We start from the raw sequence: 240 nt of genomic DNA on the forward strand, positions 1-240 counted from the left end.
CCGCAGCGCACGTTCCAGGAACCACACCACGGGATCGCACGGGGTCAACAGGGCGGCGGTCTCGCCCCGGCGCGGAAGAACCGCGTCGCGATCCCGCCAGGCGGGCAGGGGCCGGCCGCCGCGTTCCCAGCCGCGGACGGACACGGGTTGCACTTCGCCGGCGTCGACGAGCTCGGCGATCGCCCCGGTCACCGCGGCACGGACGCGGAGGCGGTAATAGTCGGCCAGGTCGGCCGCCGT

The 240-nt window shown here is 75.4% G+C and carries 1 protein-coding gene; it reads right to left on the reverse strand.

Translation table 11 applies throughout. The features are described 5' to 3' along the window. Nucleotides 1-240 (reverse strand): crosslink repair DNA glycosylase YcaQ family protein (locus tag KVS71_RS18500; protein WP_217585264.1); only part of this gene is annotated, 240 nt, incomplete at both ends.

Source organism: Microbacterium sp. GbtcB4 (assembly GCF_019091465.1).
Classification (GTDB): domain Bacteria; phylum Actinomycetota; class Actinomycetes; order Actinomycetales; family Microbacteriaceae; genus Microbacterium; species Microbacterium paraoxydans.